11 protein-coding genes are annotated in these 13,680 nt (G+C 68.0%); 5 read left to right on the top strand and 6 right to left on the bottom strand.

Annotated features, from left to right (window positions below; genetic code table 11):
• Nucleotides 1-75 precede the first annotated feature (75 nt).
• Nucleotides 76-1,056 (top strand): cation diffusion facilitator family transporter, encoded by a 981-nt coding sequence (locus tag AC5P9C_RS04485; RefSeq protein ID WP_049464861.1) that lies wholly within the window; start codon nucleotides 76-78, stop codon nucleotides 1,054-1,056.
• Nucleotides 1,057-1,094: 38 nt separating this feature from the next.
• On the opposite strand, the gene nfi is transcribed toward AC5P9C_RS04485, so the two are convergent.
• Nucleotides 1,095-1,769, bottom strand: coding sequence for a deoxyribonuclease V (nfi, locus tag AC5P9C_RS04490; protein WP_049464859.1), 675 nt, complete (start codon nucleotides 1,767-1,769; stop codon nucleotides 1,095-1,097).
• A 93-nt stretch (nucleotides 1,770-1,862) separates the two neighbouring features.
• On the opposite strand from nfi, the gene gpmA reads away from it, so the two are divergent.
• Nucleotides 1,863-2,612, top strand: a complete 750-nt coding sequence (gene gpmA, locus AC5P9C_RS04495; protein ID WP_005415787.1) for a 2,3-diphosphoglycerate-dependent phosphoglycerate mutase — start codon at nucleotides 1,863-1,865, stop codon at nucleotides 2,610-2,612.
• Between the two features lie 110 nt (nucleotides 2,613-2,722).
• On the opposite strand, the gene AC5P9C_RS04500 is transcribed toward gpmA, so the two are convergent.
• A complete protein-coding gene (locus AC5P9C_RS04500) occupies nucleotides 2,723-3,184 on the bottom strand; it encodes a hypothetical protein (RefSeq protein ID WP_210240935.1) in 462 nt (153 codons plus the stop codon).
• A 137-nt stretch (nucleotides 3,185-3,321) separates the two neighbouring features.
• Here AC5P9C_RS04500 and AC5P9C_RS04505 point away from each other — a divergent pair, with 137 nt between their 5' ends.
• Complete coding sequence (locus AC5P9C_RS04505; protein ID WP_053505390.1) at nucleotides 3,322-5,415, top strand: M13 family metallopeptidase; 2,094 nt, start codon at nucleotides 3,322-3,324, stop codon at nucleotides 5,413-5,415.
• Between the two features lie 200 nt (nucleotides 5,416-5,615).
• Here the strand turns inward: AC5P9C_RS04505 and AC5P9C_RS04510 are convergent, their stop codons facing one another.
• The 4 genes from AC5P9C_RS04510 to AC5P9C_RS04525 all read right to left on the bottom strand — a co-directional run bounded on the left by AC5P9C_RS04510 (nucleotide 5,616) and on the right by AC5P9C_RS04525 (nucleotide 11,394).
• Nucleotides 5,616-6,233: an HD-GYP domain-containing protein gene (locus AC5P9C_RS04510; protein WP_049466880.1), complete on the bottom strand. Its 618-nt coding sequence runs from the start codon at nucleotides 6,231-6,233 to the stop codon at nucleotides 5,616-5,618.
• A 48-nt stretch (nucleotides 6,234-6,281) separates the two neighbouring features.
• Nucleotides 6,282-9,746 carry a transcription-repair coupling factor gene (mfd, locus tag AC5P9C_RS04515; protein WP_049466882.1) on the bottom strand — a complete coding sequence of 1,155 codons (3,465 nt, stop codon included), beginning with the start codon at nucleotides 9,744-9,746 and terminating at the stop codon, nucleotides 6,282-6,284.
• A gap of 149 nt (nucleotides 9,747-9,895) precedes the next feature.
• Nucleotides 9,896-10,441, bottom strand: a complete 546-nt coding sequence (locus AC5P9C_RS04520; protein WP_014646444.1) for a GNAT family N-acetyltransferase — start codon at nucleotides 10,439-10,441, stop codon at nucleotides 9,896-9,898.
• A 95-nt stretch (nucleotides 10,442-10,536) separates the two neighbouring features.
• Nucleotides 10,537-11,394, bottom strand: a complete 858-nt coding sequence (locus tag AC5P9C_RS04525) for a 23S rRNA (adenine(2030)-N(6))-methyltransferase RlmJ (RefSeq protein WP_049466883.1) — start codon at nucleotides 11,392-11,394, stop codon at nucleotides 10,537-10,539.
• Between the two features lie 35 nt (nucleotides 11,395-11,429).
• Here AC5P9C_RS04525 and creB point away from each other — a divergent pair, with 35 nt between their 5' ends.
• Together creB and creC are read left to right on the top strand one after the other, a co-directional pair.
• A complete protein-coding gene (creB, locus tag AC5P9C_RS04530; RefSeq protein ID WP_080375629.1) occupies nucleotides 11,430-12,152 on the top strand; it encodes a two-component system response regulator CreB in 723 nt (240 codons plus the stop codon).
• A 2-nt stretch (nucleotides 12,153-12,154) separates the two neighbouring features.
• Nucleotides 12,155-13,615 carry a two-component system sensor histidine kinase CreC gene (creC, locus tag AC5P9C_RS04535; RefSeq protein WP_343541337.1) on the top strand — a complete coding sequence of 487 codons (1,461 nt, stop codon included), beginning with the start codon at nucleotides 12,155-12,157 and terminating at the stop codon, nucleotides 13,613-13,615.
• Nucleotides 13,616-13,680: the final 65 nt, after the last annotated feature.

A 13,680-nucleotide genomic window follows, 5' to 3' on the forward strand; every position in this document is an offset into this window, starting at 1 on the left:
AATGTTATAAACACCGTAATAGTCTCCCCCGCCAGCACGGCGTAGCCTGCACCGCATCGCAAAGGAGCTGTTGCCATGGGCCACGACCACGATCACCTGCCGTCCCAGATCCGCCACGAGAAACCCTTGTGGTGGGCGCTCGGCCTGACCTCCACCTTCCTCGTCGTCGAGGTGGTGGGCGCGTTCTGGACCAACAGCCTGGCGCTGCTGTCCGACGCGGCACACATGGCCACCGACGCGCTGGCGCTGATGATCGCGCTGGTTGCGGTGCGGCTGAGCCGGCGCCCACCCGATGCGCGCCGCACCTACGGCTATGCACGGCTGGAGGCGCTGGGCGCGATGATCAACGGTGCCATGCTGTTCGTGGTCGCCGCCTACATCCTGTGGGAAGCGGTCGGCCGTTTTCGCCAGCCGCAGGAGATCGCGTCCTCCGGCATGCTGGTGATCGCGGCCGTCGGTCTGGTCATCAACCTGATCTCGATGCGCCTGCTGCAGGCCGGCAGTGGCGAGAGCCTCAACGTGAAGGGCGCCTACCTGGAAGTGTGGGCGGACATGCTCGGTTCGGTGGCGGTGATTGCCGGCGCATTGTTGATCAAGTGGACGGGCTGGAAGCCGATCGATCCGATCCTGGCGGTACTGATCGGGCTATGGGTACTGCCGCGCACCTACGTGTTGATGCGCGAGGCGATCAACGTGCTGCTGGAAGGCGTGCCCAAGGGCATGGACGTGGCCAAGGTGCGCGACAGCCTGTCCGGCCATGCCGCGGTGATGGACGTGCATGACCTGCATGTGTGGGCGCTGGCCTCGAGCACGCCGGCGCTGACCGCGCACATCGTGATGCGCGACGGCACCGATGCCGATGTGCTGCGCCGCGAGCTGGGCGGGCGCCTGCACGATGACTTCGGCATCGAACACGTGACGCTGCAGATCGAAGCGGACCACTGTGGTGAAGCCTGCGCTGGACCGGCGTCGGCCAAGGGCGGCGCGCAGCAGGGCCATGAAGGCCACGACCACGGCGAGGATGCGCAGGGCCATCGCGGCCACGTGCATCGTTGAATGAAAATGAAGGCCGCACCGGGGAATGCCCGGTGCGGTCATTCGTCGCGTCGCGAGGCCAGCCGATCCGCCAGCCGGGTCGGCTCCGGCAGCCGGTAGCCGCGCAGCGTGCGCTGCACCCAGTCCAGCGCGGTATCGGCACTGACCCGATGGCCACCGGCCACGAACAGCGGCTTGCAGCGCACCTTGCTGCGCAGCACCCAGCCCAGTTGTTCGTCGCCATCCTGCAGCGGCGCATGTGCACCGGCCTCGGCGCCCGGTTCGACGAATCGCCCCACCAGCTTCGACTTCGCTACCCCGATGCTCGGCAGGTCGGTGACCACGCCCAGATGCGCAGCCACGCCCAGCCTGCGCGGATGGCTGATGCCGTGGCCATCGACGAACACCAGGTCCGGCACGCGTGGCAGCAGCGCCAGTGCGGCCAGCAGTGCCGGCAGCTCGCGGAAGCTGAGCAGGCCGGGGATGTAGGGCATCACCGTGGGGATGCGCGCGATCTCCTGCGCCACGGGCTTCAGCGTCTCCGCGTCCAGCAGTACCGCCGCGGCGCGGGTGATGGCGCCGTTGTCCTCGAAGCCGACATCCATCCCGGCCAGCCAGCGCACGTTGCGTGGCAGGCGGTCCTGGCGCTCCACGCGGCCTGCCAGTTGCAGCTGCTGCGCACGGGCGGCAGCGACGCTGCCTTCCCAGCGTCCGGGGTCGATCACCGTATTCATGGGTCACAGCATCGCACGGGCGGCGCCACGGCCCGGTGAGCGGCGGCCGGGCTACAATGGCGGCCTGCCTTTCCTCGCGTTGGAGACCCTGCAGTGACCCGTAGACTCGTACTGTTGCGCCATGGCCAGAGCCAGTGGAACCTGGACAACCGCTTCACCGGCTGGGTCGATGTCGACCTGACCGAGCAGGGGCGTCGCGAAGCGGCCGCCGCCGGCCGCCTGATGCGCGAGGAAGGCCTGCAGTTCGACGTTGCGCACACCTCCGTGCTCAAGCGCGCCATCCACACCCTGCAGGGTGCGCTGGCCGAGCTGGAGCAGGACTGGCTGCCGGTGAACAAGTCCTGGCGCCTCAACGAGCGGCACTACGGCGGCCTGCAGGGGCTGGACAAGGCCGAGACCGCGGCCAAGCACGGCGAAGAGCAGGTCAAGGTCTGGCGTCGTTCGTACGACATCCCGCCGCCGCCGATGGACCTGGAAGATCCGGGCCACCCGATCCATGACCGCCGCTACGCCGGCCTGGACCGCAACGCGCTGCCGGGCACCGAGTCGCTGGCCACCACCCTGGACCGCGTGCTGCCGTACTGGCACGACGCCATCGCACCGCAGCTGAAGGACGGCAAGACCGTACTGGTCACCGCCCACGGCAACTCGCTGCGCGCGCTGTACAAGTACCTCAACAATGTTTCGCGCGAGGAGATCCTCGAGCTGAACATCCCGACCGGCATCCCGCTGCTGTTCGAACTGAACGACGACCTGACCGTGCAGTCGTTCCGCTACCTGGGCGACCCGGAAGCAGCACGCAAGGCTGCCGAAGCCGTGGCCAACCAGGGCAAGGCGAAGTAAGAAGCAGAAGGCCGGCGCAAGCCGGCCTTCGCTTTTGTAGAGCCGAGCCCACGCTCGGCTGGCGCTGTCGTAACCCGGTAGAGCCACCCATGGGTGGCTGCATCTGCCAGCTACGAAGGGCCCAGCAGGCGCGCCTTCGGCGGCTGCAACGCAGCAATGTCGATGACGTGGTCCTGGCATATCACCTGGTAATGCGTGAATGGGCCTGGGTAACGGGTATCAGCGAAGGTGGCACGGTCCAGATATTCAAGGAACTTCGATCGGCTGTAGCGGCGGAACAGATTGCCGCTCCAGGCTTCGGAGTCGTCCCAGCTCTGGTAGGACTCGTTGTGCACGGCGTAGCTGATGTAGTGGTCCCAGATCAATTCAAACCGCTGCGAGTGGGGCACCACCTCTATCGCACGCACATCATCGATTGAACGTCCATGACCGAGCTCCACGCGGGAGGGCTTTCCGACCACCTGGCCCTCCCCGACGACCAGGCGCAGACGATTCGCTTCCGGCTCGCCAATCTCAGTCAGGAACAGAAACTCACAGGTGTCGAGGGCCAGCAGCAGCGCAGGTTCGTCCATGGTCATGAGGTCCAGTGATCGCAGAGGCCAGAGCATACCGGCGCGCGGCGGGAGCTGCGCCGTGGGCTCGTGACCTTTGGCCGGTCCCCGGCGTCGCTCCCCCGGCTACCCTGTGAAATTAACCGCAGGAGAGCCTCATGAACGTCCGCAACCTGGTCCCGCTGGGCCTGACCATCGCCATCGCTGCCTCACTGGCGGCGTGTGGCAAGAACGAAACCGCCCCGGCGGCCAGTGCCGACGCCAAGCCGGCCTTCGACCTGTCGCAGATCAAGACGCCGCTGATCTCGCTCAACAGCGCCGACCTCGATCCGGCCATTTCGGCCTGTACCGACCTCAATGGCTTCGTCAACAGCAAGTGGCTGAAGGCCAACCCGGTGCCGGGCGACCAGACCACCTGGGGCAGCTTCGAGATCCTGCGCGAGCGCTCGCTGGAAGTGCAGCACGCGCTGGTGCAGCAGGCCGCCGCCAGCCAGGCCAAGGCCGGCTCGGTGGAAGCCAAGATCGGTGACATCTGGAAGACCGGCAACGACGAAGCGAAGATCGAAGCTGCCGGCCTGGCGCCGCTGCAGCCGCAGCTGGACAAGATCGCCGCGCTGAACGACACCGCCGCCATCACCCGGTACCTGCGCGACAGCCAGGCCGAGGGCAAGGGCGTGCTGTTCTCGCTGTTCGCCAATGCCGACTACAAGGATTCGGCCAACGTCATCGCCTACGTCGGCCAGGGTGGCCTGGGCCTGCCGGAGAAGGGCTACTACTTCGACGATGCGCAGGCCAAGATCCGCGATGCCTACGTGGCCTACATCGCACAGGTGCTGACCCTGTCCGGCGTGGACGCGGCGCAGGCCGCCGAGCAGGCCAAGGCCGTGATGGCCTTCGAAACCCGCCTGGCCAAGGCCTCGATGTCGCGCATCGAAATGCGTGATCCGGCCAAGCGCTACAACCCGCTCAGCGCCGCCGACGCCGACAGGCTGACCCCGAACTTCAGCTGGACCGCGCTGTTCGACACCCTGAAGGTGCCGGCCGCGCAGAAGTTCTCGCTGGCCCAGCCCGGCTTCTTCAGTGAAATGGACAAGATGCTCGCCGACGTGCCGGCCAGCACCTGGCAGGCCTATCTGCGCTTCCACACCATCGACGACGCCTCGCCGTACCTGAGCAGCCAGTTCGAGAAGGCCAACTTCGATTTCTACGGCACCACCCTGCGCGGCCAGAAGGAAATGCAGCCGCGCTGGAAGCGCGTGCTGGAGTCGGTCAACGGTGGCATGGGTGAAGCGCTGGGCCAGCTGTACGTGGATGCCGTGTTCCCGGCCGAGTCGAAGGTCGCCATGCAGCACCTGGTGGAGAACCTGTCGCAGGCGCTGAAGGCGCGCCTGGAGCAGCTGCCGTGGATGGGCGAAGAAACCAAGAAGAAGGCGCTGGAAAAGTGGGCCAGCTTCACCCCGAAGATCGGTTACCCGGACAAGTGGCGTGACTGGGCGGGCCTGCAGACCAACGGCGACAGCTACCTGGGCAACATGCAGGCGGCGCGTGCGTTCAATTACCGCTACATGCTGGACAAGATCGGCAAGCCGGTGGACAAGACCGAGTGGGGCATGACCCCGCAGACCGTCAACGCGTACTACAACGCCACCAAGAACGAGATCGTGTTCCCGGCGGCGATCCTGCAGGCGCCGTTCTTCGACGCCAAGGCCGATCCGGCGCTGAACTACGGCGGCATCGGTGCGGTCATCGGCCACGAAATGATGCACGGCTACGACGACTCGGGCAGCCAGTTCGCCGCCAACGGCAACTTCGACAACTGGTGGACCGACGCCGACCGCAAGGCCTTCACCGAGCGTACCGACCAGCTGGTCGCGCAGTTCGACGGCTATGAAGCGGTGCCGGGGGTGAACGTGAAGGGCAAGCTGACCCTGGGCGAGAACATCGGCGACCTGGGCGGGCTGACCGTGGCCTATGACGCGCTGCAGATGGCGCTGAAGGAAGACCCGAAGGCGAATGTCGAGGTCGATGGCCACAGCCAGGACCAGCGCTTCTTCATGAACTGGGCCACGGTGTGGCGCCGCAATTTCACCGATGGTGAGCTGCGCGTCCGCCTCAACACCGATCCGCATGCGCCGGCCAACTTCCGTGCCAACGGTGCACCGTCGAACATGCCTTCGTTCGCGGCCGCCTTCCAGTGCAAGGCCGGCGATGCAATGGTGCGTGCCGACGACAAGCGCGTGGTGATCTGGTAATCGATCACCCGTGAACGCGTGATGCGAAAGGCCCGGCGAATGCCGGGCCTTTTGTCGTCCAGGCCGGCAGCACAGCGCCGACTGGTAGAGTCGACTGTTAGTCGACTATCGCGCGCAGCGCGGGATTTTCGCGATCTGGACGAAGAGCAGTCGACTAACAGTCGACTCTACCGGCGGGTTGTTTCACCGTCGGGAAGATCTCAGGCCAGCGCCGGCGCGCGCGCCAGCATGCGATGGAAGCGCTGCAGCACGTAGGGGTCCACCAGCCCGCCGGACTGCGCTTCGATGATCCGCAACGCGGTTTCGTGCTCCATCGCATCGCGATACGGGCGTACGCTGGTCAGCGCATCGTAGGCATCGACGATGGTGACGATGCGCGCGCCCAGCGGGATGGCCTCGCCGCGCAATCCGTCGGGGTAGCCGCTGCCATCGAAGGCTTCGTGATGGGCGCGGATCAGCCGTGCTACCGGTGCGGCATCGCTGCGGCCGGTGGCCAGGAATATATGCTCGCCGCGCACCGGATGCTCGCGCATGATCGCGCGTTCTTCTTCGGTATGCTGGCGCGGCGCCAGCAGAACATCGTCGGGTATGCCGATCTTGCCGATGTCGTGGAAGCGTGCGGCCAGGCCGATCTGTGCACAGGCCGGGGGGGCGAGATCGCAGTGCGTGGCCAGGCAGCGGGCCAGCAGGCCCACGCGGTCGCAGTGGTGACGGGTGTAGGCGTCGCGCATCTGCAGCGACATCGAGAGGGCATCGATCAGGCAGGCCTGCGCGTGCAGCAGGTCGGGGGCGGGTACGGCGTCAGGAAACATGGTCATCCGCCCGCACCGGCTGCGCGCCGATGCGGGTGTGCGGGGGGGGGGCGATCAACCCGGGGCGAGGGTGGTCAGAAGGGCGCGGGCCGCGTTGAAGCGGTCTTCCGGCAACGGCAGCGGATGCTTGATGCGCAGCTTGTCAGGCCCTTCCATGGCGTAGAGGTTCGGTTGCTTCTGGATCAGCTGGATCACCGCCATCGGGTCGATGTTGGGCTTGGACTCGAACACGATGCGGCCACCGTTCTCGCCCAGGTCCAGCTTGCGGATGCCCAGCGTGTTGGCCTTCAACTTCAGCTCGGCGATGGCGAACAGGTGCTTGGCCGCATCCGGCAGCAGGCCGAAGCGGTCGATCATCTCCACCTGCAGCTCACGCAGCGCGTCGCTGTCGCGCGCGCTGGAAATACGCTTGTACAGCGTCAGGCGGGTGTGCACGTCGGGCAGGTAGTCTTCCGGGATCAGCGCCGGCACATGCAGCTCGACCTCGGCGCCGCGTACTTCCTCGCCGGCATCCAGGTCGGGCAGCTTGCCCAGCCTGATGCTGCGCACCGCGCGCTCCAGCAGCTCGGTGTACAGGCTGAAGCCGACTTCGGCCATCTGCCCGCTCTGGTCCTCGCCGAGCAGTTCACCGGCGCCACGGATCTCCAGGTCGTGCGTGGCCAGGGTGAAACCGGCACCCAGTTCGTCCATCGATGCGATCGCTTCCAGGCGCTTTTCGGCATCGGGCGTGATCGCGCGGCGGTCAGGGGTGATCAGGTAGGCGTAGGCGCGGTGGTGTGAACGCCCGACGCGGCCGCGCAGCTGGTGCAGCTGGGCCAGGCCGAAGCGGTCGGCGCGGTTGATGATGATGGTGTTGGCGTTGGGGATGTCGATGCCGGACTCGATGATCGTGGTCGACAGCAGCACGTTGAAGCGCTGCTTCTGGAAATCCAGCATCACCTTTTCCAGCTCGCGCTCGGGCATCTGCCCGTGGGCGATACCGATACGGGCTTCGGGCACCAGCTCGGACAGCTCGCGCTGCATGCGGCCGATGCTCTCCACGTCGTTGTGCAGGAAGTACAGCTGGCCACCACGCGCCAGCTCGCGCTGGAACGCCTCGCGCAGCAGCGCGTTGTCCCACTGGGTGATGAAGGTCTGCACCGCCAGCCGGTTCGGCGGCGGCGTGGCGATGATCGACAGGTCGCGCAGGCCGGCCATGGCCATGTTCAACGTGCGCGGGATCGGCGTGGCGGTCAGGGTCAGCAGGTGCACGTTGGCGCGCAGCGCCTTCAGCGCTTCCTTCTGGCGCACGCCGAAACGCTGCTCCTCGTCGACGATGACCATGCCCAGGTCCTTGAACTTCACGTCCGGCTGCAGCAGGCGGTGGGTGCCGACGATCACGTCGATGGTGCCGGCGGCGACCTTCTCCAGTTCGGCCTTGATTTCCTTGCTGGTCTTGAAGCGCGACAGCACCTCGACCTTCAGCGGGTAATCGGCGAAACGGTCGCGGAAATTGCGGTAGTGCTGCTCGGCCAGCAGCGTGGTTGGCACCAGCACGGCCACCTGCTTGCCGGCGCTGGCCGCGGCGAAGGCAGCCCGCACCGCAACCTCGGTCTTGCCGAAGCCGACGTCGCCGCAGACCACGCGGTCCATCGGCTGGCTGCTGGCCAGGTCACGCAGCGTGGCATCGATCGCCGCCAGCTGGTCCGGGGTTTCCTCGAACGGGAAACCGGCCGCGAACGGCTCGTACATCGCGCGGTCCACCTGCAATGCCAGGCCGGCACGCGCCTGGCGGCGGGCCTGGATCTCCAGCAGTTCGGCGGCAACGTCGCGCACCTTCTCGGCGGCCTTGCGCTTGGCCTTGCTCCACTGCTCGCCACCGAGCGAGTGCAGCGGCGCGGTTTCCGGCGACGCACCGGAGTAGCGGCTGATCAGGTGCAGCTGCGCGACCGGCACATACAGCCGGTCGCCCTTGGCGTACTCGATTTCCAGGAACTCGCCGGGCATGCCGCCGACGTCCATTGCGATCAGGCCACGGTAGCGGCCGACGCCATGGTCCTCGTGCACGATCGGCGCGCCTTCGGTCAGTTCGCCGAGGTCGCGGATGATCGCTTCCGGCTCGCGCCCGGCACGGCGCGTGCGGCGGGTGCTGCCGGCGCGCTCGGGGAACAGCTGGCGCTCGGTCAGCACCGCGATGCGCGGGTCGTCCAGCGCGAAGCCATCTTCCAGCGGGGCCACCGCGATCGCGAAGCGCGCATCGTCGGCGAGGAAGCCGGGCAGGTCGGCCACCACCGGCGGCTTCAGTTCAGCGGCCTGCAACACTTCCAGCAGGGCCTCGCGGCGGCCGGGCGAATCGGCCGCGATCAGCACCCGGCCCGGGTAATGGCCGAGGAAGGATTTCAGCGCCTCGCCGGCCGGCGCATCGCGCGCCGCCACCGGCAGCGGTGGCAGCGGCTGGTCGCCCAGCGCGTGCGCGTCGGCGATGCGTGCGTGGTCCGCCGACCACACCTCGATGCGCGGGGCATCATTGAGGCGCTCGCGCAGCAGCTCCGGTGACAGGTACAGCGCCGACGGCGGCAGCAGCGGGCGCTCCACATCATGGCGGCGCTGCTCATAGCGGTCAGCGGTCTGCGCCCAGAACGCGACGGACGCTTCATACGCACCGGTGCAGACCACCGGCAGGCTGCCGTCGGGCAGATAGTCGAACAGCGTCGCGGTGCGCTCGAAGAACAGCGGCAGGTAGTACTCGACGCCGGCCGGGGCCAGCCCGGACTTCAGATCCTGGTACAGCGAACTGCGCCGGGTGTCCACGTCGAAGCGCTCGCGCAGCGTGGCCAGCACGCGGGCGATGCTGGCCTCGTCCATCGGCACTTCGCGGCCGGGCAGCATGTGCACGGCGTCGACCTTGTCCAGCGAGCGCTGGCTTTCCGGGTCGAAGGCGCGGATCGAGTCGATGTCCTCGTCCAGCAGCTCGATCCGCAGCGGCTCGTCGGCCCCCATCGGGAACACGTCGAGCAGGCCACCGCGCACGGCGAAGTCACCCGGGTCCATCACCTGCGGCACGTTGCGGTAGCCGGCGCTTTCCAGGCGCCGCCTCTCGGCGTCCAGGTCCAGGCGCTGGCCGACCTTCAGGTCGAAGCTGCCACCGATCACGTAGCTGCGCGGGGCCAGCTGCTGCAGCAGGGTCTGCACCGGCACGATCACCAGGCCGCGCTTCAGCGCGGGCAGGCGGTGCAGGGCGGCCAGGCGCTGCGAGATGATGTCCGGGTGCGGGCTGAAGCGGTCGTAGGGCAGGGTTTCCCAGTCCGGGAAGGCGACCACCGGCACGGCCGGGTCGCCGCCGAGCAGGGTCTGCAGGTCGGCTTCGAGCTGGTTGGCCCCGTGGTTGTCACGGGCGATCACCAACAGCGGGGCATCGTGCGCGCGCGCGGCCTGGGCCAGGTACCAGGCCAGGGCGGTCGGCGATGCGGGGGCGCGCCACCAGGCGCGGAGCTGGCCGGCGCGCGGCAGCGGCGGGGCGGGGTATGAGGTACGCGACATGGACCGCCGATTTTAGCAGAAGCCCGGTCAACGCCCGTCCGGTCGTGCCGGCCGCTGGCTGGCCGCCTCATGTACCGTTGGGGTTTGGCAATGCCGGCCAGCGGCCGGCATTACCGGAATGCGTCGGCGGGCAAGGCCCGGCGCCTCCGTCAGTTGTCCAGCTCCAGCACCATGCGCACCAGCCCCTCGGCACCGGCCGGGTGCGGCACCGGCTTGAAGCCCAGCGAGGCGGCCAGCTGCTTCATCGGCTCGTTTTCGGCGGCAACATCGCCGTACAGGCGGTCCAGGTACTTGCCACGGCCCCACTTCACCAGCTTGCGCATCAACTGCCGGCCAAGGCCCTGGCCGATCAGGAAGCGGCTGATCAGGATCGCGTACTCGGCCTCGCGGGTACCGGGGATGATCGAGGCCCGGGCAACCGCGCCGACCACCGCTTCGCCCGCAGGCAGCGATTCGGCTGCGACCAGGGTGATCTCGGTCTTGGGATTGGGATGGGTCAGGCGCTGGGTGGTTTCCGGCGACAGCTCGGTCACCGCCTGCAGGAAACGATCGCGGATTTCTTCCGGCCCGAACAGGCTGAACGCCGCTTGCAGCGGTGCGCCATCTTCCGGGCGGATGGGGCGGATCAGCAGCTCGTGGCCGCTGGGAGCCTTGAAGATCTCATGCCAGGGCGGCATGCGGTTGCGAGTGGCCATACCGGGTGATTCCTTGGTGGTCCATCGATTGTGGCATCACCGGGGCTGCATTCCGTGAACGAAAGGCTCACGGCGGTACAGCCTCGTGAAGGCCGCTATTCGGGGGCTTTGAGCCAGTCCAGGCGGGTGCTGGCGCCGGGTTCGCCCAGGTGCTGTCGCAACGCCGGCAGGGCCGGGCCGACCACCCGGTCGAACTGCCACGGCGGGTTGAGCAGCAGCATGCCACTGCCATTGAGGCGCAGCGGCGAGTCGTCCGGACGCACCAGGAACTCGATCGTCATCGCCGATTTCACCGGCAGGGCGGAGGCCTTGCGCAGGAAATGCAGGATGGTGCGGCGCTGCTTGATCGGGAACCAGACCGCACAGGTCGCCTGCGGCCAGCGCGCCAGGGTCTCGGCCAGGGCGGCCAGGATGTTCTGGTATTCGGCGTCCTGCGCCTCGTACGGCGGGTCGATCAGCACCAGGCCCCGACCGATCTTGCTGCCGTTGAATTTCGGCGGCAGCAGCGAACGCAGCAGGGCGTAGCCGTCGCCGGCGCGCACGTCGACACGGCTGTCATGGGCGAACAGTGCCTTCAGCGTGGCCGTTTCAGCTTCCTGCAGCTCGCACACCGCCATCCGGTCCTGCGCACGCATCGCCTGGGCGCTCAGCAGCGGCGAACCGGGGTAATTGGTCAGTGCCCCCACCGGATTGTCGGCCTGCACGGCCTTCAGATAGCGCTCGACCACCTCCGGCAGCCTGGGCTGTGCCATCAGCCGCATGATCCCCGATTCGGCCTCCAGGGTCTTGCGGCTCTCTTCGCTGGCCAGCAGGTAGCGGCCGGCACCGCCGTGGGTGTCCAGCACGAAGAACGGGCTGTCCTTGCGCTTGAAGCTGTCGATCAGGGCCAGCTGCACGATGTGTTTGAGCACGTCGGCGTGGTTGCCGGCATGGAAGGCGTGGCGATAGTTCATGGGCGGCAGTGTACGGGGCGGCGGCCGCAGCGGCTATGCTGCGCGCCATGACAGCTCCCGTTGCCCATGTCCTGGTGGTCGAGGACGAAGCCGCCATCGCCGAAACCGTGCTGTACGCGCTGCGCAGCGAAGGCTATGCCGCCAGCCACTGCCTGCTCGGCGGGGAGGCCCTGCAGCGGCTGCAGGCCGGCGATATCGACGTGGTGGTGCTGGACGTGGGCCTGCCCGACCTCGGCGGTTTCGAGGTCTGCCGGCGGCTGCGCGCGCAGCCCGGGCCGGCGGCGCAGCTGCCGGTGATCTTCCTGACCGCCCGCAATGATGAAGTGGACCGCGTGCTCGGCCTGGAGCTGGGCGCCGACGACTACATGACCAAGCCGTTCTCGCCGCGCGAACTGGTGGCGCGGGTGCGCGCGCGGCTGCGTCGTGCGGCACCGGCGGTGGCAGCAACCAGCGCCGAGGCGGGCTGGCAGGAACATGGCGCCTTCGCCATCGACCGCGAAGGCCGGCGCATCCGCTTCCGTGGCCACGCGCTGGACCTGACCCGTTACGAGTACGCGCTGCTGGAGGCCCTGCTGCAGCGGCCGGGGGCGATCCTCAGCCGTGCCCAGCTGATGGATCGCGGATGGGACAGCAGTGCCGACAGCGCCGACCGAACGGTCGACACCCACGTAAAGACCCTGCGCGCCAAGCTGCGCGCGGCCGGCGCCAGCGACCCGATCCGCACCCACCGTGGCCTCGGCTACGCGCTGGAGGTCTAGCCATGCGCCTGGTACTGAAGCTGTTCCTCGGCTTCTTCCTGATCACCGGCATCGCCGCATTCTTCGTGATGCGCGTGTTCGTCAACGAGGTGAAGCCCGGCGTGCGCCAGGCGATGGAATCGACCCTGGTCGATGCTGCCAACGTGCTGGCCGAGATGGCGGCCGCCGACGTCAAGGCGGGCACGCTCCGCAGCGGCAGTTTCACCCGCAACCTGGCCAAGGCGCGGCAGCGCGATCTGAAGGCGATGGTCTGGCGCTTTCCGAAGCGCTCGCTGGACTATCGGGTGACCATCACCGACGCCAAGGGCATCGTCATCTATGACTCACTGGGCCGCGACCTGGGGCGCGACAACTCGCGCTGGAACGACGTGTACCGCACCCTGCGAGGCGAGTACGGTGCCCGTTCCAGCCCCGAGATCCCGGGTCAGGAAGGCGATACGGTCATGCATGTGGCCGCGCCGGTATACGACCCGGCCGATGGGCGGACCCTGATCGGCGTGCTCAGCCTGGCCCAGCCCAATCGGAGCATCGATCCGTTCATCGCCGCCAGCCAGCGCGCCATCATCGAGCGCGGTGCCTGGCTGATCGGATTGTCGGCACTGGTCGGCGTGCTGGTGACGATGTGGCTCACCACCGGCCTGGGCCAGCTGAGCCGCTATGCGCGCGCGGTCACTGCCGGCGAACCGGTGCCGCCGCCGCGGCGGCGCCGCGACGAGATCGGCGACCTGGGCCAGGCTTTGGAAACGATGCGCCGCAAGCTGGAAGGCAAGGCCTACGTCGAGCAGTACGTGCAGTCACTGACGCATGAAATGAAGAGCCCGCTGGCGGCGATCCGCGGTGCTGCCGAGCTGCTGCAGGAACCGTTGCCGGAGGCTGACCGCCTGCATTTCGCGCGCAGCATCGTCGACCAGCAGGAGCGGCTGACCGAGACCATCGACAAGCTGCTGGCCCTGGCCGAGGTGGAACAGCATGGCTGGTTGCAGACCCGCGACCCCATCGCGCTGCCGTCGCTGCTGGCCGATGCGGCAGCGTCCGCGCAGGTGCGCGCGCAGGCGGCCGGCGTGCAGGTCAGCATCGGCAGCGCGCCCGACCTGCGCGTGCAGGGCGACGCCTATCTTCTGCGGCAGGCGCTGCACAACCTGATCGACAACGCGATCGCCTTCTCGCCGGCCGGCGCGGACATCGCGCTGCAGGCCGAGGTGGATGAGCAGGGCGTACGCCTGCAGGTGGCCGACCGCGGTACCGGCATTCCCGACTATGCGCGCGAACGCGTGTTCGAGCGCTTCTATTCGCTGGCGCGACCGGGCAGCGGCCGGCGCAGTTCCGGCCTGGGCCTGCCGTTCGTGCAGGAGGTCGCGCGCCTGCATGACGGCCGCGCCAGCGTCGACACCCGCGACGGCGGTGGCACCGTGGCCAGCCTGTGGCTGCCGTTGGCGAACCCGGGCCAGCGCCCGCGCCGCTGACTTCACACTCGCTTCAAATTCGCCACAAACCCTGCTCACCGCGGCAGTCCATCCTGCAGCCCTCT

The organism is Stenotrophomonas sp. YJH_SMC_10 (assembly GCF_059371555.1).